The 20,061-nt window shown below is 52.2% G+C and carries 19 protein-coding genes; 3 read left to right on the plus strand and 16 right to left on the minus strand.

Annotation, left to right across the window (positions count from 1 at the left end):
• Nucleotide 1 precedes the first annotated feature (1 nt).
• The 3 genes from NSP04_RS04335 to NSP04_RS04345 form a co-directional block, all read right to left on the minus strand.
• Nucleotides 2-247 (minus strand): GlsB/YeaQ/YmgE family stress response membrane protein, encoded by a 246-nt coding sequence (locus NSP04_RS04335; RefSeq protein ID WP_257511097.1) that lies wholly within the window; start codon nucleotides 245-247, stop codon nucleotides 2-4.
• A gap of 9 nt (nucleotides 248-256) precedes the next feature.
• Nucleotides 257-517: a putative signal transducing protein gene (locus NSP04_RS04340; RefSeq protein WP_257511098.1), complete on the minus strand. Its 261-nt coding sequence runs from the start codon at nucleotides 515-517 to the stop codon at nucleotides 257-259.
• Nucleotides 518-585: 68 nt separating this feature from the next.
• The gene (locus NSP04_RS04345) at nucleotides 586-1,044 is read right to left on the minus strand and encodes a hemerythrin domain-containing protein (RefSeq protein WP_257511099.1); all 459 of its coding nucleotides are present in this window, start codon (nucleotides 1,042-1,044) and stop codon (nucleotides 586-588) included.
• Nucleotides 1,045-1,194: 150 nt separating this feature from the next.
• Between NSP04_RS04345 and NSP04_RS15020 the strand changes: the two genes are divergently transcribed.
• Complete coding sequence (locus NSP04_RS15020; RefSeq protein ID WP_257511100.1) at nucleotides 1,195-1,653, plus strand: BON domain-containing protein; 459 nt, start codon at nucleotides 1,195-1,197, stop codon at nucleotides 1,651-1,653.
• 63 nt (nucleotides 1,654-1,716) lie between these two features.
• On the opposite strand, the gene NSP04_RS04355 is transcribed toward NSP04_RS15020, so the two are convergent.
• The 8 genes from NSP04_RS04355 to NSP04_RS04390 all read right to left on the minus strand — a co-directional run bounded on the left by NSP04_RS04355 (nucleotide 1,717) and on the right by NSP04_RS04390 (nucleotide 11,622).
• Nucleotides 1,717-2,127 carry a polyhydroxyalkanoate granule-associated phasin gene (locus NSP04_RS04355; protein WP_257511101.1) on the minus strand — a complete coding sequence of 137 codons (411 nt, stop codon included), beginning with the start codon at nucleotides 2,125-2,127 and terminating at the stop codon, nucleotides 1,717-1,719.
• Between the two features lie 84 nt (nucleotides 2,128-2,211).
• On the minus strand, nucleotides 2,212-3,792 hold the full coding sequence (locus NSP04_RS04360; RefSeq protein WP_257511102.1) for a PQQ-dependent sugar dehydrogenase: 1,581 nt from the start codon (nucleotides 3,790-3,792) through the stop codon (nucleotides 2,212-2,214).
• A complete protein-coding gene (locus NSP04_RS04365; RefSeq protein ID WP_257511103.1) occupies nucleotides 3,785-4,585 on the minus strand; it encodes an acyl-CoA thioesterase in 801 nt (266 codons plus the stop codon). The genes NSP04_RS04360 and NSP04_RS04365 overlap by 8 nt, the downstream gene beginning before the upstream one ends.
• A gap of 61 nt (nucleotides 4,586-4,646) precedes the next feature.
• On the minus strand, nucleotides 4,647-5,414 hold the full coding sequence (locus NSP04_RS04370) for an enoyl-CoA hydratase (protein ID WP_257511104.1): 768 nt from the start codon (nucleotides 5,412-5,414) through the stop codon (nucleotides 4,647-4,649).
• Nucleotides 5,415-5,503: 89 nt separating this feature from the next.
• Nucleotides 5,504-6,703, minus strand: coding sequence for an acetyl-CoA C-acyltransferase (locus NSP04_RS04375; RefSeq protein WP_257511105.1), 1,200 nt, complete (start codon nucleotides 6,701-6,703; stop codon nucleotides 5,504-5,506).
• A gap of 15 nt (nucleotides 6,704-6,718) precedes the next feature.
• Nucleotides 6,719-9,124 (minus strand): 3-hydroxyacyl-CoA dehydrogenase/enoyl-CoA hydratase family protein, encoded by a 2,406-nt coding sequence (locus tag NSP04_RS04380; RefSeq protein ID WP_257511106.1) that lies wholly within the window; start codon nucleotides 9,122-9,124, stop codon nucleotides 6,719-6,721.
• 76 nt (nucleotides 9,125-9,200) lie between these two features.
• On the minus strand, nucleotides 9,201-10,991 hold the full coding sequence (locus tag NSP04_RS04385; protein WP_257511107.1) for an acyl-CoA dehydrogenase C-terminal domain-containing protein: 1,791 nt from the start codon (nucleotides 10,989-10,991) through the stop codon (nucleotides 9,201-9,203).
• 16 nt (nucleotides 10,992-11,007) lie between these two features.
• Nucleotides 11,008-11,622: a TetR/AcrR family transcriptional regulator gene (locus NSP04_RS04390; RefSeq protein ID WP_257511108.1), complete on the minus strand. Its 615-nt coding sequence runs from the start codon at nucleotides 11,620-11,622 to the stop codon at nucleotides 11,008-11,010.
• Nucleotides 11,623-11,876: 254 nt separating this feature from the next.
• Here NSP04_RS04390 and NSP04_RS04395 point away from each other — a divergent pair, with 254 nt between their 5' ends.
• Nucleotides 11,877-12,329 (plus strand): DoxX family protein, encoded by a 453-nt coding sequence (locus NSP04_RS04395; protein ID WP_257511109.1) that lies wholly within the window; start codon nucleotides 11,877-11,879, stop codon nucleotides 12,327-12,329.
• Nucleotides 12,330-13,128: 799 nt separating this feature from the next.
• Complete coding sequence (locus NSP04_RS04400; protein WP_257511110.1) at nucleotides 13,129-13,680, plus strand: hypothetical protein; 552 nt, start codon at nucleotides 13,129-13,131, stop codon at nucleotides 13,678-13,680.
• 65 nt (nucleotides 13,681-13,745) lie between these two features.
• Here NSP04_RS04400 and pdeM read toward each other — a convergent pair whose 3' ends face one another.
• From pdeM to NSP04_RS04425, 5 genes are all read right to left on the minus strand, one after another.
• A complete protein-coding gene (pdeM, locus tag NSP04_RS04405) occupies nucleotides 13,746-14,396 on the minus strand; it encodes a ligase-associated DNA damage response endonuclease PdeM (RefSeq protein WP_257511111.1) in 651 nt (216 codons plus the stop codon).
• 64 nt (nucleotides 14,397-14,460) lie between these two features.
• Nucleotides 14,461-14,988: a hypothetical protein gene (locus tag NSP04_RS04410; RefSeq protein ID WP_257511112.1), complete on the minus strand. Its 528-nt coding sequence runs from the start codon at nucleotides 14,986-14,988 to the stop codon at nucleotides 14,461-14,463.
• Nucleotides 14,989-15,077: 89 nt separating this feature from the next.
• Nucleotides 15,078-15,635, minus strand: coding sequence for a hypothetical protein (locus NSP04_RS04415; protein WP_257511113.1), 558 nt, complete (start codon nucleotides 15,633-15,635; stop codon nucleotides 15,078-15,080).
• Nucleotides 15,636-15,704: 69 nt separating this feature from the next.
• Nucleotides 15,705-18,371, minus strand: coding sequence for a ligase-associated DNA damage response DEXH box helicase (locus NSP04_RS04420; RefSeq protein WP_257511114.1), 2,667 nt, complete (start codon nucleotides 18,369-18,371; stop codon nucleotides 15,705-15,707).
• Between the two features lie 61 nt (nucleotides 18,372-18,432).
• Nucleotides 18,433-20,061, minus strand: coding sequence for an acyl-CoA carboxylase subunit beta (locus tag NSP04_RS04425; protein ID WP_257511115.1), 1,629 nt, complete (start codon nucleotides 20,059-20,061; stop codon nucleotides 18,433-18,435).

The raw sequence follows: 20,061 nt of genomic DNA on the forward strand, positions 1-20,061 counted from the left end.
ATCAAGCCCGTTTAATAAACCGCAGCAGCACCAAAAGCACAATCGCACCGATGGTCGCCACAATAATACTGCCTAATAGGCCACCGCCGCTGGACACGCCCATGGAAGAAAACAGGAAACCTCCAATGAAAGCACCAATTACGCCAACCACCAGGTCACCGATGAGACCGTAGCCACCACCTTTAACCAACATGCCAGCCAACCAGCCAGCAATCAAACCCACAATCAGAAATACCAATAAACTCATACCTTTCTCCTAAGTGGAATGGACTTGCCATTCCGTTGATGCTGATTCGCATTGTTTATCGTCTTCTTTTTCATATTCCGCAACCAGAGCCGAAGCTTCGTCGAAATCTTCTTGCGCAACAAACACATTGGCAAAACCGGTGGGGCAGAGGTCGCCCACTGCACCTTGAAGGAAGTGGCCACCTACGTAGGTTTGAATGTTACAGGCATTCAACATGCCGGCGACGATGTGCGCCTCGATAATATTCCCCGCCTTAAACACAATGTTCATCAGCCCCCCCCCCTTTTTGGCAGACTAGCCGAAAGACTGTGATGCCGACAAGAACTTCTTAACGGCCACTAACCCGACTTGGTGCGATCTTGCATTTCCTGACCTAGTCCATGAAGGTTTATCTTGGACGCATTCACTTTGGGAAACATGTCAGATTCTGACTTCGCAATGTGTTTGCCGATGCTTGTGGACAATTGCTTGACCTGCTCATCAAATAGCAAATCAGTGCCATTCATGGCCTTGAGCTGCTTGAGCAAAAAGCGCAATCGAATGTGTTCAACGATTCCCTGGTTCATGATGCCCACCAACCCCTTGATGTGTGCCTTAACTTCCGGGTAGAAGATTTTTTCTTCCATCTCCATGTGCGTGGACAAGTCAATCGACATTTGATCGATTAACTGTTTCTTCTTTTGGTGTTCAACCATTGAAAGCGCACTGTATATCGCAAGCTGGGTTTCAAAATTGCGGTGGTCTTTGCGCAACATGGTCACAGCATCTTGCGGATTAAAAGAGTCTGAATTTGGCACGGTGTTCTCCCCTTGTAGTTTGAATTCAAAGAATCACCGCATGATTGCCCACTTCGACAAATTTGTTCTGTACGTTTACGCACAGACCCGATAGGCAATCCCCGTGAAGCTTGGAGACTCTAACAAGCCATTATCAGGAAGGTATACCCCGTGAAAAGCAAAACCTACTCAATCAAGAAAGCCACTACGCTGTTGCGAACATCCCTTGTCCTAGCGACTGCCGGATTTGTCACAATTGGCCTGTCCGCCTGCGACAACAACGATGCGATTAGCGACAATCAATCCAGAATGGAGGAACCCATAATCAATTCTCAAAACAACACAGCCAACTCAAACCCCGGCTCCATGCCCAATAACACAAGCAATGCCGCATCCGACACATCATCAGACACCTGGATTACTGCAAAAGTGAAAACCGAATTGCTGGCAGACGACATTAGCAAAGGTTTTGACATTGAAGTAACCACGTTAGACGGAGTCGTTTCACTGGATGGCAAAGTTAAGGATTCAGAATCGATAATGCATGTGCAGCAAATCGCCAGCAGCGTTGAAGGTGTATTGCGGGTAGATTCATCGGGATTGATGTTAGAGGAAGCGAGAGCTTACTAAAAATACAGGGCACAGCAACCTTCCACTTTCGGAAGGTTGCCTGTGTCAGCAGAGGTCAACACATTACCTATTGCGTGACAAACGCCTTGCATTTGACACTGCTTGACGGTGCACTGGCTCGATGCCTGCAGACATAATCTTGTTCACCTCGTTCGACATGGCTGAAATTGCCGATGTAACACAAGGGCTTTTGCCTGCCACAGCGGCAGCAGTGAAGGTGGACACCATAACTTGTGCAAGGGCAAACTGCGACTTGAACATTTGAACCCAAATCGCATTCCACGACTGATAAAAAGCCGTGACTTTTTCGTCGCTCATCTGCTTGAATTCTTTTTGGTCCTGAGCCGACATATTGGGCCCGGCAAAAGCCATTCTTGTGAGTCGTTGCGCGACAACCTGCGGGGTCGCGATCGATAGTTCGAGGGCTTGTTGGGAAAGGCGTTTGCTTGAAGCTGGGTAAGATGATGTTTTCATCTACCCACCTTAGCACAGTTGATTGTGCAGTACAGCATTTCTTTCAAAAGCAACTTGCTTCACTGCCCCCGATGTGATGACACCTTACTTTGGCGAAACCCGAAGCACTTTTCCGTCTGTGTTGTCGGTTAGCAGATAGATTGCACCTTCGGGCCCGGTGCGAATGTCTCGAATACGCTCACCCAGGTCTTTAAAAAGCACTTCTTCCTCGGTGGCCTTGTTGCCATTGAGCACAACTCGACTTACAGAGCGCGCTTTCAATGCGCCAACAAGGAAGCTGCCTTTCCACTTGGGAAACAGGTCACCGTTGTAAACAGTCATGCCAGAAGGCGCAATGGAAGGTACCCAGTAAATGGCGGGCTGTTGTGTGCCCTCATATTCTTTGTAAGGCGATATGGTGGCACCGGAATAATCAATGCCGTAAGTAGCTTTAGGCCAGCCATAATTGGTCCCGGGGGTGACAACGTTCACCTCATCGCCACCGCGCGGACCATGTTCATGCGCCACAAGGCGCTTGTTGGCTTCGTCGTAAACAAGACCTTGTACGTTGCGATGACCATAACTGTAAATCTCTGGTTTTGCGCCCTGCGTGCCCACAAAGGGATTGTCTTTGGGCACCGAACCATCGGCATTGATGCGCACAATCTTGCCAAGGTGATTCGACAGGTTCTGTGCTTCTTCACGGTAGCTGTAACCATCGCCAAGCGTCAAAATCAGCGTGTTATCAGGCAACCAAGCCATGCGACCGCCATAGTGCGCACTGCCTGATTTCGCCATTTGTGAACGGAATATTTCCTTCACATTCTCGAGACCGTTGGCGCCTAACTTTGCGCTGGAGACACAGGCGTGGTTTGCACTGCGCGTACCACAGGCATAGCTTAAAAATATTTGCTGGCTTTGCGCAAAATCAGTTGCGGGCAATACATCGAACAACCCTGCCTGGCCGCTGTACAGAACCTGCGGCACACCGCCAACAGGCTTGGCTTGCAGTTTTCCATCGGCATTCACAATACGCAGGCGACCAGGCTTTTCTGTAATCAGTGCCCGACCATCTGGCAAAAAGGCCATGGACCACGGATTTTCCAAACCGTCGGCAAAGGTTTCAACTTTGTAGGGCTTGTTCGACTGCGCCTGCACATCGGCTGATGGAAGCGCCAAACCGGCAGCAAGCAAGATCGCCATGGCAGGCGCTGCTGCCACTTTGCCAAGCTTGGACAATTTCGCGAATAAAGCGCCTGAAAGCGCAGCACTGGCAACCATCGAGAACATTCCACCGGCAGTGCGGGTGGAGGCAATTAGAATTGGCATTGGTGCAATCATGTCGACCACTTTAAAAGTCACCCACAGGCCCAAGGCAGCGCCAAAGGCACACCAGAAGGTTCGTAGCGAGGCGCCTGTGAATCGGGTTAATAGCAATGCAGCGAGTTGAGATACTAAAAAGCTGCTCCCAAAGATGACCGCATAAACCAGCGAGAAGTTCCCGAGGTCGTGCATCCAGGTGCTTAGACGGGTTTCAAACGGAATGCCGACACCCAGTTTTTGCAGGGCAAGCATATTGATTTGAGACTCAACAAGCGTACCTGCCACCGCGCCGAAAACAAAGGCGATCAGGAAGCAAATTGCCACAGCACTTTTACTCTTGCTTTCAATTTTACGTTCAACCATATACAGCCACCACTTGGTAACCCAGTGAAGCCAACTCGCCACCGGGGGTCCACAGCTTCGCGCTTTGATTCACGTAGCCATCCGCACCGGCCTTGGTTTCCATGTCAATTTGGAACCAGCCGTCGCTGTCGATGTTGGCAGGCAATGGGGGGAGTTCCAGTGACCAGCTGACCGAGCTTGCCATAACCGGTCCTTTGAAATGACTTAAGCAAGGCGTGGGCGGGCCGTCGCTCAACATCACAATTAGCACTTCTGGGCTCAGGTTTTTATCAATGGCTCGAATGTAAATGCCACTTTCCCAGAACGGAGTGCCCATGTAGGGAATACTGCCCAGGGCCCAGCGCATTTCAACGTGCTGCAAGAAGTTGGGGGTAATTTTCGGGATGAACGGCAAGGCCGGAACTTCATTCACAGTTTTGGGCAATGGTTTGTGCTGGGGTGTAAGCACAGGCAAAGCGGTTTCGCGTGGTGCACCAAACACACCCACCACCAAACCGGCCAGCGTTTCATCGCTGTAAATTTCGCACTGCACCTGGCTGACACTTTTGCCCTGCCGCAGCAGGCGGGTGCGGTACACCACATCGCCCGCAGGCACTGGCCCCACAAAGTTGGTTTGTAGCGCACGCAGTGGCATGTCGATGCCCAAGGTGTCGCGCATGGCCACCACCGCCAAAGCAGACAGGAAACCACCAAACATGGTGCGGCCTTGTGTCCAGTCATCGGTGGCATGGAACGTTACCGTGTCGCCACTCAGGCGACGATTGGACAAAATTTCGGAGAGTGCGACAGTCATACTGAACCTATGGGGTGTTACTTGTTGATGCTTATTGATGCGTGTGGGCGCTTGCCGATACTCAAGCTTCGAATTGTTTAAAGTTGGGCGCGCGTTTCTCACCAAAAGCCTTGAATGCTTCTTGAGCGGGCGCCTGTGGAATCATGGCCATGAACAAGTGACCTTCTTCGGCCATTTTCTCTGAGATTGCAGACTTGTTCACCGACTTCATCAAACGCTTGGTGGTCACCAGGCTGGCAAGCGGTAGATCCAGCAGCTTCTTGACCTGTGCCTGCACATGCGCTTCGAGTTGCTCGGGTTCAAGCACGTCAGAAACAATGCCGGTGTCGTAGGCTTTCAACGCAGTGAACAAATCGCCCAGCAGCAACAATTCAGCCGCTTTTTGATAGCCAGCAGAAATAGGCAAAAGCAGGCTGGATGCTGCTTCAGGACAAAGACCCAACTTCACAAAGGGCATGGAAAATTTGGATGTGCTGGCGGCATACACCAAATCGCAATGCAGCAACACGGTGGTGCCTATGCCGATGGCCAAGCCCTGAACCTGCGCCACAACTGGTTTGGGGAACATGGCAATCATGCGCAGAAAACGGAACACAGGTGCATCAAGACTGGTGGGTGGATTGTTTAAAAAATCGCCCAAGTCGTTACCGGCCGAAAAGCAGCCTTCATGGCCTTTCAGTAACACCACTTTCACACCACTGCTGTGCGTGGCATCGCGAAAAGCATCGGCCAGCGCGGTGTACATGGCATTGGTAAATGAGTTTTTGCGTTCTGGCCGGTTGATGGTGATGGTCATCAGCCCGCTGTTGATGTCTGTTTGAATGTCCACTGCCGTGTTCCCTGTTTATTTTATTGTTAGGTGAATCAAAAAAAACGGGTGAAGGTTTGCACCCACACCCGCTTTTGTTCGCGCTGAAATTACACGCGTTCGAAGATGCCTGCTGCACCCATGCCGGTGCCGATACACATGGTCACCATACCGTATTTCAGGTTGTGCCTGCGCAGTGCATGCACCACAGTGGCTGCACGAATGGCACCTGTTGCACCCAGCGGGTGGCCCAGGGCGATTGCGCCGCCCATCGGGTTCACTTTGGCGGGGTCCAGTTCCAGGTCTTTCATCACGGCCAGCGACTGCGCAGCAAAGGCTTCGTTTAGCTCAAACCAGTCGATGTCGCTGGTTTTCAAGCCCGCGGTTTTCAACACGGCAGGAATGGCTTCCTTGGGACCAATGCCCATGATTTCCGGTGGCACACCGCGCACTGCAAAACCGCGCCACTTGGCCAGAGGCGTCAAGTTATAGCGCTTCACTGCTTCTTCAGAAGCCAGAATCAGCGCGCCTGCGCCATCGCTCATCTGTGAGCTGTTACCTGCGGTTACAGAACCTTTGGCCGCAAAAACAGGGCGCAGTTTGGTGAGGCCTTCAATGGATGAATCGGCACGGGGACCTTCGTCCAGCGTCACTTCCTTGTTGCTGGTTTTGATTTCGCCAGTGGACAAATCGGGCGTGGCTTTCACAACTGTGAACGGTGTGATTTCATCGTTGAACTCGCCAGCCTGTTGAGCCGCAATTGCCTTTTTGTGGCTGTTCAGTGCGAACTCGTCTTGCGCATCGCGGCTAATGCCCCACTGCTGGGCCACTTTTTCAGCAGTCATGCCCATGCCGTAGGCAATCCCCAGGTTTTCGTCTTTCTGGAAAATCGCGTTGTTGAAGCTGGGCTTGTTGCCGCTCATGGGCACCATACTCATGCTTTCTGCGCCGGCCGCAATCATCACTTCGGCTTCGCCCATGGCGATTGCATTTGCAGCCATCGACACAGCTGTAATACCCGAGGCGCAGAAGCGGTTGATGGTGACGCCACCCACGGTGTTGGGCAGGCCTGCCAGCAGCACGGCGATACGCGCCATGTTCATGCCCTGCTCGCCTTCGGGGAATGCGCAACCCACGATTGCATCGTTGATTGAAGCAGGGTCCAAATTGGGCACCTGGGCCATGGCGCTGGCAATCGCATGCACCAGCAGGTCATCGGGGCGGGTGTCTTTGAACACGCCACGCGGGGCCTTGCCAATTGGGGTGCGCGTTGCTGCGACAATGTAAACGTCTTTACAAGTTTGAGCCATGTTTGCTCTCCTTTATTAGTTACGAACAGGTTTGCCGGTTTGCAGCATGCCCATGATTCGTTCTTGTGTTTTGGGGTTGTCGAGCAACTTCACGAAGTGCTTGCGTTCCAGATTCAGGAACCACTCTTCATCCACCAAAGAGCCAGTATCAATTTCGCCACCGCACACCACTTCGGCGATTACGCAACCCAAATGGAAGTCATAAGCAGAAATGAAACCACCGTCGCGCATGTTCACCAACTGCGCCTTGATTGTGGCGTAGCCAGATTTTCCAGCAGCGGGCACACCCTTGATTTTGTGGGGTGGGCGATAGCCGCCATCGAACATGGCGCGAGCGCGTGAAATGGCGACATACAGCAGTTCATGGCTGTTGAAGACAATGGTGTCGGATTCCTTGATGAAGCCCAGCTCGCGACATTCCATGGCCGATGTGCCCACCTTGGCGGTAGCAGCGGTCATGAAGCCGTCTTTTAGAAAAGCCAATACATCGGCTGAACCCGCTTTTTGAGCAGCCAGGCCAGCATTGACAGCGATTTCTTTCAAGCCACCGCCGCCAGGAATCAGACCCACGCCCACTTCCACCAAGCCCATATAGCTTTCCAGGGTTGCAACACGCGCAGCACAGTGAATTGCAAATTCACAACCACCACCCAAAGCCAAGCCAGTTACGGCGGCCACGGTGGGAACTTGTGCGTATTTCAATGCAGCTGTGCCTTTCTGGAATTCTGCAACCATGGGTTCGATGGCCTTGCCACCGCCTTGCATGAATGCAGGCAACATGGCTTGCAAATCAGCACCTGCACTGAAAGGCTCATCGGGGCTCCACAGCACCAAGCCTTTGTAGCTTTTCTCGGCCAGGGCAATGGCTTCGTGGGTGCCAGTGATCACATCGGGACCAATCGCATGCATTTTGGTTTTGATGGACAAAACAAGAACGTCATCATGGCCCGGTGCAGTCCAGATTCGAACTGCATCGTTTTCTTTGATGGTGGTGCCACCGTTGTGGCCCGTCACGGTTGTTTCGCCCAATACTTTGGCGCGGAAAATCTGGCGCTGGTACACCGGCAAATCTTTGCGTGGCACGAATGCGTTGGTCGCTGGGCCGAATGCGCCCGCTGTGCTGTACACGCCGCCGTTGTCGGCCACAGGACCTTCAAATACCCAGGCGGGCAGCGGTGCATTGCACAGGGCCTCGCCTGCTTCGATGTCGGCTTTCACCCACTCGGCAACCTGCTTCCAACCTGCGGCTTGCCAGGTTTCAAATGGACCTTCTGTCCAGCCGTAACCCCAGCGCAAACTGAAATCAACTTCACGTGCAGTGTCTGCAATCTCGTTCAAATGGAATGCAATGTAGTGGAATGCGTCACGGAAAATCGCCCACAGGAATTTGGCTTGCGGATGATCGGAAGCGCGCAGCGCGGCCATGCGTTCAGCCACGTTGCGATTCTTCAGAATTTTCAAAACGCCTTCATCGGCTTTGCCTTCGGAGGGCACGTAGCTGCTGGAGTTCGCATCGAACACCATGATCTGCTTGCCTTCTTTCTTGAAAAAGCCACCTTTGGTTTTCTGACCCAAGGCGCCTTTTTCTACCAGTGTTTTCAACACGGCCGGTGTTGCATAGCTGGGTGCAAACGGATCGTTGGGCAAGGTGTTTTGCATGGTTGCAATCACGTGACCCATGGTGTCCAGACCCACCACATCGGCGGTGCGGAATGTGGCTGATTTTGCACGGCCCAGTTTGGAACCGGTCAGCTGGTCAACGATGTCGAATGGAATGCCGTACTTTTGCGCTTCAGCCATGGTGGCCAGCATGCCGGCGACACCCACGCGGTTGGCCACGAAGTTGGGCGTGTCTTTGGCGGTAATAATGCCTTTGCCCAAGGTGGTGGTCAGGAAGGTTTCCAGATTGTCCAAGATGTCCTGGCGTGTGGTCGGCAGCGGAATCAGTTCGCACAGGTGCATGTAGCGCGGTGGATTGAAGAAGTGAACACCACAGAAGCGGCTTTTCAATTCAGATTCAAACCCTTCGCTGAGCTTGGCGATCGACAAGCCTGAAGTGTTGGTCGCAAAAATTGCATTCGCATTGATGTGCGGTGCCACTTTTTTGTACAAGTCGTGTTTCCAGTCCATGCGTTCGGCAATGGCCTCAATCACCAGGTCGCAGCCTTGCAGCAGTTCAAGGTGCTCTTCGTAGTTGGCGGCTTGCACGTATTGTGCAACGTCTTTCGCGCCAAACGGTGCGGGTTTCAGCTTGGTCAGGTTCAGAATGGCTTTGTCGACGATGCCATTCTTGGGGCCTTCTTTGGCGGGCAGATCAAACAGCACCACAGGCACTTTGGCATTGGCACAGTGGGCTGCAATTTGTGCACCCATCACGCCAGCGCCAAGCACGGCGACTTTGCGAACGATGAAATTGGACACGCGTGTCTCCTTCAGGTTAATTGGTTTCAACGCCCGCAGCCGCTGTTGGGCCGCGGGGTACTACAGAACGGATTTCTTAGAACAGGTCTGCTTCCATTTCCATCAAAGTGGCTGAACCCGCGCGTGCCTTGCGAATCAGCATGGCAGTTTCAGGCAGCATTTTCTGGAAGTAGAAGCGGGCTGTGTGCAGCTTGGCGGTGTAGAACTTGTCGCCGCTGGCTTGTTTTTCCAGCGCGATTTTTGCAGCTTTCGCGAAGAAGTAGGCATAGAACAAGTGGCCCACTACACGCAGGTAATCCACGGCAGCAGCGCCCACTTCATCGGGGTTCTGCATGGCCTTGCCACCAATTTCCATAGTCAGCTTGCTGACCTTGTCGCCCAAATCAGCCAAGGGTTCAATGAACTCTTTCATGGCCGGGTTGTTGGCTTCTGCTTCACACAATACACGCACCATTTTGCCGAACTTCATTAACTTGGCACCACCGTCGCCCAGCACTTTGCGACCCAACAGGTCGAGTGACTGAATGGTGTTGGTGCCTTCGTAGATCATGTTAATACGGCTGTCGCGAACGTACTGTTCCATACCCCACTCAGCGATATAACCATGACCACCATACACCTGCATGCAGTGCGAAGTGGCTTCCCAAGCGTTGTCGGTAATGAAAGCCTTAACGATCGGTGTGGCCAGGGCAACCATTTCTGAAGCTTCCTTGCGAACTGCTTCATCGGGGTGGCTCAATTCTTTGTCCAGTTCCAGCGCGGTCCACATGCACAGTGCGCGGCCACCTTCGGCATACGCACGGGTGGTCAGCAACATTTTGCGCACATCGGGGTGAACCAGAATGGAATCAGCAGGTTTGTCTGCTGACTTTGGGCCTGTCAGTGAACGGCCCTGAATTCGGTCTTTGGCGTACACCACTGCGTTTTGATACGCCACCTCTGTCAGACCCAGTGACTGCATGCCCACGCCCAAACGGGCTGCGTTCATCATCACAAACATGGCCGCCAAACCTCGGTGGGGTTGACCAATCAGCCAGCCGCTTGCGCCGTCCAGGTTGATTTGGCAAGTTGCATTGCCGTGAATGCCCATTTTGTGTTCAATTGCACCGCAGAAAATCGGGTTGCGCGCGCCCAGTGAACCATCGGCATTGGGAATGAACTTTGGAACCAGGAACAGGGAAATACCCTTGGTGCCAACGGGTGCGTCGGGCAGGCGGGCCAACACCAGGTGAATGATGTTTTCGGCCATGTCGTGTTCACCACTGCTGATGAAAATTTTCGCGCCGGTAATTTTGTAGCTGCCATCGGCCTGTGGCTCTGCCTTGCTGCGCAACATGCCCAAATCAGTACCGCAATGGGGTTCGGTCAGGCACATGGTGCCGGTCCACTCGCCGCTGGTCAGCTTGGGAAGGTAGAGGTCTTTCTGTTCCTGGCTGCCGTGTTCGTGCAGGCAATCGTAAGCGCCGTGGGTCAGGCCGGGGTACATGGTCCAGGCCTGGTTGGCGCTGTTCATCATTTCGTAAAAAGCCTGATTGACCGTCACTGGTAGGCCTTGGCCACCGTAGTTGGGGTCGCAGCTTAGCGACGCCCAGCCGGCTTCCACAAACTGCTGATAGGCCTCTTTAAAACCTGTGGGTGTTTTCAGGGAATGGTCGGCCTTGTTCAGGGTACAACCTTCCGAATCGCCAATGGCATTGAGCGGCTGAAGCACTTCTGAACAGAACTTGCCACCCTCTTCCATGATTTGGTTCATGGTATCGGCGTCAATTTCATTAAAAGCTGGAATGCTTTTGAAGATGGATTCTGCATTGAACATTTCATGCAACACGAATTGCATGTCGCGGATTGGGGGCGTGTATTGGCTCATTTAAGGTCTCCTGGTACTACTGGCTCAGAATTTCTGATTGGGTTTGCTGGTAATGCTGAATCATGCGTTCGAAGCCTTGGCTGGCTCGCTTCACAGACATGGAGTCGCCCATCAGGCGGCCTTGCTGGTGCGCTGCCAGAATCAGGCCAACCATCTCGAAAACGAGTTGATCCGCATGCGCCTGATTGGCTGGTAAATGATTTTCTTCGATGGCCTGTGCCGTGGCACGGTGCATTTCTTTTTGCCAGTCGCGATGCATTTTCACCAGGACATCGCGAACCGCCCCTGGTCTGTCATCGTATTCTGTCGCGCCTGAAATATAGATGCAACCACTGTCGATTTCCTTGCCGATTCGATCCAGCCAACGCATGAAAATTGCGCGCAAGCGCGGCAAGCCACGAGGCTCTTTCAAACAAGGGAACAACACAGCATTAATAAATTGGGTCTCGTACTCTTGAAGTACGGCAATTTGAAGTTCTTCCCGCGAACCAAAGTGGGCGAACACGCCACTTTTGCTCATGGTCATTTTTTCAGCGATAGAGCCAATGGTTAAACCCTCGAGCCCTTGAGTGGACGCGATTTCTAGCGCCGCCTCTAAAATGGCGGCTCGGGTTTGTTCACCTTTGCGCATATAAAAATAGACCGAACGTTCGTTTTTTTATGAGTGTACGCTATTTCTTCTTGAATATGGGAACAGGCGGGGTTAGAGATTTTCCTCTAGGCGCAAACAGGTACATGGATTCAATAAGAAATTCGTTCCAGCAAAAATCTAATTCAAATAATTTGAACTAGAAATCCAAAAAGTACTGCTCGATTATCGTCGAATTGGCACGCAATATTCACTCATCGACTCGGTGAGTCGCAAACCCAATACGGAGAATTGAAATGACTACAGCACACAATTTGCAAACAAGCAGTAACTTCATTGACAACGCCTTCAACAGTTCTGCCTCCACAATCGCCTTGATCGGACGAGTGCTGCTTGCAGCCATGTTCGTTCTGGCTGGAATAGAAAAGATCAGCGGCTTCGAAGGCACAGCGGGTTACATCGCTTCGGTGGGCCTGCCCTTTTCTGAAGTGCTGACCGTATTAACCATTGCAGTTGAAATTGGCGCTGGCCTTGCTCTGATTGTTGGCTTCCAAGCACGAATTGCTGCGTTGCTGCTGGCGGGCTTTACTTTGGCTGCTTCTGTGCTGTTTCACAATTACTGGGCCATGCCTGCGGAACAAGCCTATGTGCAGCAATTGATGTTCATGAAAAACATCAGCGTGGCGGGTGGTCTGTTGATGATTGTGGCCTTGGGCGGAGGCTCGTTTTCTCTGGGTCGTAAAAATTGAAGATTGCGGGATTGATAACCGGGTTAAAACTCAGTGGTTCATTACCTTGAAATAGTTCACCCTAACGAAGCACGCGCAAGGAACTTCTTTTCATGTTTGGCAGGCGCACGATATTGATGGTGATGTTTGAACAACATCAGGAGATTAAACATGCCGTCAATATCTGCCGCTGCGGCACACTCAGCACACTTCATAGACACCGAAGCACAAACCACGCAGATCACATCAAGTGAAAGTCGGAGCAAAAAAGGGGGGTATTTGAGACGCGCTGTATTTGCCGCTTGCGCGCTTGGCATTGCTGGAGGACTGGCGCAGGCGTTTCGCACCCAAAACACTCAACCGTATTACCCAGCAAACCGGCAGTTGCAAAGCAACAATGATACGGCGACTGCGATACCTGAGCCGCAAGCGGAACCAGGCGCCAACAATACGACACCGATCCCCACGCCTGAACCTACACTTGAGCCATGCCCTAAGGGCACATACAGGGATGACCAAAAGACCAAAAACAGGGACATGAGAAATCTGAAAATAACACTTGCCGCAAGTGGCGGAACAGCGCTAGCGGGCATCATGATTCCATCCTTATTGTGTTGCATACCACTGTATCGAACTACTGGATCTGATAGAAACGCAATCGTTAGTTGTGGGGGGCTTCTGGGCATCTTGGGCGCTCCAGTGTTCTTTTTTACGAGCATCATTACAATGTTCATTGCAAGTGCGAAACCAGACGGACTGTGTCATAGACCGCCGCCTCATTCTGGAGCAGTAGCGGGTTGAGCGTCAGAAAGGAGCAAAGATGAATCCAATTTCAATGCCAAGCAGGCTAAATTCCATCCCTAATGACCTAGAAACGCAGCATTTGACACCCGCACAGTATCAACGAAGTTCCGCAAAAAATACGGCTTTAAAGGTTGGTGCAACCGTGCTGTGTGGTACGGCGCTTGCTGCGGCCATGATAATGGCGCTTAAACACCAACCAGTTCATGACGGTGATTTTCAGCCAATGCGAATGCTGGCTAGTAATGAGACCGACCCGTGTGCTGAATTAAATAAAAATGGTGGTAGGTACACCCCAATAGACAGACCCAAATCACTGCGGGACGCAACGATCGGATTAATCTTCTTTGGAAGCCTTACTGCACCTTGCATACTTGGTGGAATAGTCGGTGAGATACAACGTAGGCTGGGAAATGAAGAAGATGGAGCTATAAGGACTTCGTGCTGTTGTTGCGCGGCATTCCCCATGATTGGATTTGTTGTGGCAATCAACCTATATACGAAGTTTAAGGGCATGACAGATGGGCAATGTTGGGACAGTTCAGATGGGTGGGAAGGTAGCCGCGGATAAAACATGAAGCGCCATCTCTAAGCATAGGTGAGCGCTCAGCGTTTGTACTGAAAACTTCGTTCCTGTTACACGACTGGAAAAACCTGCTCGCCCGTTACGGGCCGCACTTGATACCCACCGGTAAAATCGCCGAAAGAAGGCAGAATAAGTTTGTCAGTTTGCAAGTAAAAACAGGGCAACCTTGCTCTGCTTCTACCCTTTCCGTTTAACACCACAACCGGGTGTTCATGCCCAGCCAGCACAAACGCACCGGGTACGTTTTGCGGGTGATGACACAGCGCAAAACCTCCCACGCTGAAGGGTTCATTCACCATTGAAATATTTAGGCTACCGGGTGGGTCGCCGGCTTTGCTGTCGTGGTTGCCACGAATCAATGTCATTTCAATACTTGCATGTGCTGCGCGCCAATTCTGCAATTTGCCCAGCAAATCCGGATTGTGTGCGGCCTTGGCATGCAGCAAATCGCCAAGAAAAAAAATAGACCTGGGTTGAAAATGGTCGATCGCAGCGGTAAGCCGATCCAGATTGCTTTGCGTTGTGCCTGCAGGCACAGGCACGCCAAGGCTGCGAAACGTGGCTGCTTTGCCCAAGTGAATGTCTGCCACAAACAGTGCTTGGTGCAGCGGGTCGAAAATAACCTTGTGACTGCACAACACCAAACTGCCGCCTGGCGTTTGAATCGAATGAACGGGCGAAGCGCCTGAAAGTAAAACCACAATAAGCTTCAGAAATACAGACAGGCGCCAAGCTTAATACACGGTCAAATTAGCTGCAATCGAATCAACCAAAACTGGGCAACAAGTTGCTGGCGCGAGAACTGGATGAACCATTCAATTCTCTATCAGCGTTGTCGATGTTTGTCACTGCATTCGACACCTTGTCCATGTGATCACGTTTCAAGATGGCCAAATTTGCGCACACCTCACTGGCGCTATCCATCATTGCAACGGTCATGTCAGTTCCGCTCAAATTTAACTGCCGCTGACCTCGAGGCATCGAAAACTGCTCGGTAATACGCAACATGGTGATCATCCGCTGGTCAAGGTCTTCGTCCACCTCACGCCCATCGCGCTCATAGTTACCAAGGTCGTTAATCGCCTGCTGCAAAGATCGACCTGTGTAACTACTTGCGCCCTGCACAGCGAATGCTTGTGCGGAGAGGCCTGAAGCGCGACGCTTTTGCCCCGCGACGAATTCATTTGCAGCATTCAAGGTGTTTTTGGATTCCTGAAATGACATTAATACCGCCGCCATGCCCACTGTGTTGCCAGCCCGATTCACCGTCAATTTGTTACTAAACCATCCCATGCCTGCACCTCTTACTTTTCGTTGAAAACGCTAGGTGACAGGCATGAAAAAGGTGGTTCCACCAACAGGTCGGTTCTGCGTGAAGTTGTTCAACTCTGAAGCCAATTTACTTCAATTGAGCCGGGCAAGTCGGGTAACAAATGAATTGCGCTTGTACACAATGGGCCATTGAGCTCAAAATCTGTAAGGTCAATGCGGGTTACAGCCGCCGACACACCCGACATGTGCTCAATTTTTAACTCACTCAAAGCACCCATAATCTCTGCTGCACTTTCAATCACAGAATCGGCCATGTCACTTTCCCGCATACTCATAATTCGCTGGCCTGGCGGCAGTGCATATTGCTTGATGATCAATTCCAGGGTCACAAGGCGTTGACTAAAATTGTCGTTCACCGAGCGACTGTCTCTTTCGAAATGAGCGAGATCATCGATTGCATGCTGCAAAGATTGACCTGTGGAGTTGCTTGCACTATCAATCGCAGAGAATTGAACCGCAAGTTGCTCTGCCCGATTCTTTTGACCCATCACAAACTTGTTTGCCTCAGTCAGCGTGCACTTGAATTCCTTTAACGAAACCATCACTGCTTTCATTCTTTCCGCGTCAGTAGCGCGATTGGCAGTTGTTCTAGTGTTGAACCAATCCATTGCAGTACCCTCTACTTTTTATTGAAAGCGCTAGGTGGGGTAGTTAAAAACGGTGGTTCCAACAATGCCTTAGGCCTGCGCCGCCTTCTCCAGTTCTGCGACCATTCTGGCTACACGGTCACTAAGTTTTTCAGTGCTCACTGTTTCGCGCAGGCGCTCAATCATCAACGGAAAAGCAAATGGCGTTGGCTTTTTGATTGGCATGAAGGCGAGTGTTTTAGATTGAATCGATTCCAAGGCCTGTTCCATTCGGCTGAGTTCAAGTTCCTGCTCCAAAGCCTCACGTTGCGCTTGGCCCAACAGCAAATTGTGCTGGTCGTGTTTTTTAAACACCTCGAAAAACAAGCCACTGGAAGCCTGCAATTGCTTTGCACTTTTGCCTGCCCCCGGAAAACCTTGAAACACCAAACCTGCAATGCGCGCAATTTCACGAAATCGTCGCTGCGCAAGTTCAGATGCATTCAAACAATCAAGCACATCCTGAAACAACTTTTCTGTGGTGAACAAGGGTGATTTTGAAAGGTCGTTTGCAATCCATTCTTGCCAGTTCACGGGTTCGGCACTGAGCAACTCAAAACCGTAATCATTCATGGCAATTGAAAACGTACCGGGCTTGTGGCGCGATGCACGCCACGCCAGCAAACTTGCCAAGCCAATGTGCACGGTGCGCCCTTCGAACGGGTACACAAACAAGTGATGCCCTTCTTTGCTGTGTAGTTCTTCAATCAACAAATTGGTGGTGTTGGGCAGGGCACTCCATCGCATTTGCAAGGCCAGTAAACTTTCAAGTGCACGCAGTTCGGGCAGTGCTGGTTTTTTGCCTTTCGAAATGGCTTGGTGTGCCAGCTCCAGCATTTGCAGCGAAGCATGCGCAAGCTCGCTGCTCAAGGGCATTTTACCGCCTTGCCATTGCGGCACGGTGGCATTTTTGCGGCTGCCCTTTCGCACGTAGGCTGTCATGTCGCGCACTTTCACCAGTTCCAGCACGCGGCCTGCGAAACTGAAGCAGTCGCCAGGTTTCAGGCGGGCAATGAAGCCCTCTTCAATGGTACCCAAGCGGCCACCTGTCATCCACGCCACATTCATGGCGGCATCGGAAACAATGGTGCCCACAGACATGGCATGTCGTCGCGCAATGTCGCGGCGCGGTACCCGGTAAGTGCCTTCATCGTCGGCGGCTACACGTTGGTAATCGGGGTAAGCGGCCAAACTTTCGCCACCTTTTTCTACAAACGCCAATGCCCAATTGAAATGCGCGCGTGACAAATTTTGATAAGCAAAGGTGGTGCACACTTCTGCAAACAGTTCGTCGGGTTTAAAGCCGGTGCCCATGGCCACAGTAACCAGGTGTTGAACCAGCACATCGAGTGGTGCTTGCGGGCTGAAACGCGATTCAATTTGGCGCTTTTCAGCAGCATGCCTGGCGGCTGCTGCCTCAACCAATTCAAGTGCGTTGGTGGGCACCACGGTAATTCGCGACGGCCTGCCCGGTGCATGGCCCGAGCGCCCTGCGCGTTGAAGCAAACGTGCAACGCCCTTGGGCGAACCAATTTGGATGACGCGTTCTACAGGTAAAAAGTCCACGCCCAAATCCAGAGAAGACGTGCAAACCACAGCCTTCAACAAGCCGGTTTTCAAGCCCTGTTCCACCCAGTCGCGCACAGATTTGTCCAGCGATCCATGGTGCAAGGCCAACGCACCTGCATAGTCCGGGCGCGCTTCAAGCAGGGCTTGATACCAAATTTCAGCCTGCGAGCGGGTGTTGGTGAATATCAGGCTGGAAGCCGACTGATCAATTTCACGCGCAACAAATTCAAGTTGATTCAAACCCAAGTGGCCGCCCCAAGGGAAGCGCTCAAAGGTGTCGGGAATCAGGCTATCGATAATCAGCTGTTTGGGCAATTTGCCTTGCACCAAAGTTGACTTGTTGGCAGCTTTAACCGGGTGCAACAGCACGTCTTTTGCAGCCTGCAAATTACCCAGCGTGGCGCTTAAGCCCCACACCTGCAAACCGGGGTTCATCTGTGCAAGTCTTGCAATCGCCAGCTGCAGTTGTACACCTCGCTTGTTGCCGAGTAACTCGTGCCATTCGTCAACCACCAGTATTTGTAATTTGCTTAAATTGGGCTGACTGCTGGCGCGCGTGAACATCAAAGTAAGGCTTTCAGGCGTGGTAACCAGTGCAAATGGCGGTTTGCGCAATATGGCCGCGCGCGCTGCAGAATCAGTGTCGCCAGTTTGCATGGCCACATCGCAATCGCCAACCAACGCAGTCAGCGACTTTTGCAAGGCCTTGGTGCTGTCTGCTGCCAATGCCCGCATCGGCGTAATCCACGTAATGCGCGTGGCAGCACCACGAGTTTTGGGGCCTTTGGAATAAAGCTGCGCCATGCGCAACAGGGCACCCAACCACACTGCTAGGGTTTTACCTGCACCTGTGGTGGCGTGCAACAAACCACTGTGGCCTTTTTGAAAAGCGCGCCACACCTGCTGCTGGTATTCAAACGGTGCCCAGCCTTGGGTCGCGAACCAGGCTTCGATGTCTGATTGTTTTAATTCAGCCAAGGATGGGCGCGCAATAGTGTAGGTCGCCTCGGTATTTTCAGGTTGGGAAACTGCCGCTTTTTCAAGCTGTTCAGCCTGCTCAGCCTTCTGCGCCGCTTTTTGTTTGCGGCGCAGGGCTTTTAACTGCGTGCCCACATTGGGGCCAGGCGGAATGCCTCGAAATTCAGACATGGGGGTGCTGCATGAAACAATCAGATTTCGATTGTGCCACGAGAAGCCAGGGCAAAATCAGTTACGGTCGTGCCACACCAAACTGCATGGTTTGCACGCTGCGTTCCTGTTGCAGGCAAGCCGACAGCGCCAAGGCCAACACTTGTCGTGTGTCGCGGGGGTCGATCACGCCATCGTCCAGCAACAAACCGCTGGTGTACAAAGCGCTGGTTTGCGATTCAAACGTGTCAACAATCTGTTTTTTCATGTTCTCAAGCATGAATTCTGGCACTTCAATGCCTTTGCGTGCGGCACTGGCCTGCATCACCGTGGCCATGGTGCCAGCAGCCTGCTCAGCACCCATTACTGCGGTTTTGCTATTGGGCCAGGCAAATACAAAACGCGGACCAAATGCGCGACCACACATGCCGTAATTTCCCGCACCAAAACTGGCGCCACACAGCACCGTAATTTGCGGCACGGTGGCGTTGCTCACCGCCTGAATCATTTTCGATCCATGCTTGATAATCCCACCCTGCTCGGCTTCCTTGCCCACCATGTAGCCTGTGGTGTTTTGAAGATAAATTATTGGGGTTTTGGTTTGGCAACAACTTTGGATGAAGTGCGTGGCTTTGGTTGCACCGGCAGTGTCAATTGGCCCCAGGTTACTTATGATGCCAACGCTGACACCCATCAACCTGGCGTAACCACACAGTGTGGCAGAACCATAGCTGGCCTTGAATTCCAGAAAATCTGAATTGTCGACAATACGGGCAATCACTTCACGCATGTCCACGGGTGTTTTAATGTCTGCGGGCATCACACCCATTAATTCTTCTGCCGGGTAGCGGGGGGCTGGTGCGTGGTTGTTCAACGCAGGCAATGTGTTGCGGTTGCTTGAATTCCAGTCGATTTTTGCCATCACTTCGCGCGCCAAAGCAATCGCGTGCCGGTCGTCGTCGGCCAAATAATCCCCCAGCCCTGAAACTGAACAATGCATGTCGGCACCACCCAGTTCTTCGTCGCTGGCAATTTCGCCAGTGGCTGCTTTCAACAAAGGCGGCCCGGCCAGGAAAGCACGAGCGCGTTCACGAACCATAATCACCACATCACTTAAACCGGGAATGTAGGCACCGCCCGCTGTAGATGAACCATGCAGTACATTGATAACCGGCAAACCGGCGGCACTTAGTTTGGCCAGCCTGTAAAAGTTGCCGCCGCCCAAAATGAAATGCTCAACTTTGTATTTCAATAAGTTGGCACCCGCCGATTCACCCAGATTAATAAATGGCAAACGGTTTTCCAAAGCAATGTCTTGTGCGCGCTGCATTTTCTCAATGCCCATGGCTTGCAAGGCACCGGCCTCAATGCCGGAATCGCTGGCCACCACCATGCACAAGGTGTTGGACACATAGCCCAGCCCGGCAATAATTCCCCCGCCCGGTATGCTTTTCTCTGCCTTTTGGCCGTCTTGCATGTATCCGGCCAGGGTGCTGAGCTCCAGAAATGGTGAACCCGCATCCAGAAGCAGGGCCACGCGATCTCGGGGCAACAGTTGCCCCCGCTTTGCGAATGAAGGCGCTGCCTTTGCAGATGCATTTCGGGTTCTTTCTTCAAGTCCGCGAAGCTCGGCCAAGGCTGTGGCCATGGCTTGCGCGTTGGTTTGATAACTGGCTGAGCCTGAAGCCACAGCGGTTTCTAGAATAGGCAT

Origin of the sequence: Limnobacter parvus, from assembly GCF_024623725.1 — a bacterium.
GTDB lineage: Bacteria > Pseudomonadota > Gammaproteobacteria > Burkholderiales > Burkholderiaceae_B > Limnobacter > Limnobacter parvus.

Excerpts from the sequence above, each read along its gene's own strand:
- NSP04_RS04335 (WP_257511097.1), bottom strand. The coding sequence starts at position 247 with ATGAGTTTATTGGTATTTCTGATTGTGGGTTTGATTGCTGGCTGGTTG.
- NSP04_RS04340 (WP_257511098.1), bottom strand. The coding sequence starts at position 517 with ATGAACATTGTGTTTAAGGCGGGGAATATTATCGAGGCGCACATCGTC.
- NSP04_RS04355 (WP_257511101.1), bottom strand. The coding sequence starts at position 2,127 with ATGAAAACATCATCTTACCCAGCTTCAAGCAAACGCCTTTCCCAACAA.
- NSP04_RS04360 (WP_257511102.1), bottom strand. The coding sequence starts at position 3,792 with ATGGTTGAACGTAAAATTGAAAGCAAGAGTAAAAGTGCTGTGGCAATT.
- NSP04_RS04365 (WP_257511103.1), bottom strand. The coding sequence starts at position 4,585 with ATGACTGTCGCACTCTCCGAAATTTTGTCCAATCGTCGCCTGAGTGGC.
- NSP04_RS04375 (WP_257511105.1), bottom strand. The coding sequence starts at position 6,703 with ATGGCTCAAACTTGTAAAGACGTTTACATTGTCGCAGCAACGCGCACC.
- NSP04_RS04385 (WP_257511107.1), bottom strand. The coding sequence starts at position 10,991 with ATGAGCCAATACACGCCCCCAATCCGCGACATGCAATTCGTGTTGCAT.
- NSP04_RS04390 (WP_257511108.1), bottom strand. The coding sequence starts at position 11,622 with ATGCGCAAAGGTGAACAAACCCGAGCCGCCATTTTAGAGGCGGCGCTA.
- NSP04_RS04395 (WP_257511109.1), top strand. The coding sequence starts at position 11,877 with ATGACTACAGCACACAATTTGCAAACAAGCAGTAACTTCATTGACAAC.
- NSP04_RS04400 (WP_257511110.1), top strand. The coding sequence starts at position 13,129 with ATGAATCCAATTTCAATGCCAAGCAGGCTAAATTCCATCCCTAATGAC.
- NSP04_RS04410 (WP_257511112.1), bottom strand. The coding sequence starts at position 14,988 with ATGGGATGGTTTAGTAACAAATTGACGGTGAATCGGGCTGGCAACACA.
- NSP04_RS04415 (WP_257511113.1), bottom strand. The coding sequence starts at position 15,635 with ATGGATTGGTTCAACACTAGAACAACTGCCAATCGCGCTACTGACGCG.
- NSP04_RS04420 (WP_257511114.1), bottom strand. The coding sequence starts at position 18,371 with ATGTCTGAATTTCGAGGCATTCCGCCTGGCCCCAATGTGGGCACGCAG.
- NSP04_RS04425 (WP_257511115.1), bottom strand. The coding sequence starts at position 20,061 with ATGCCTATTCTAGAAACCGCTGTGGCTTCAGGCTCAGCCAGTTATCAA.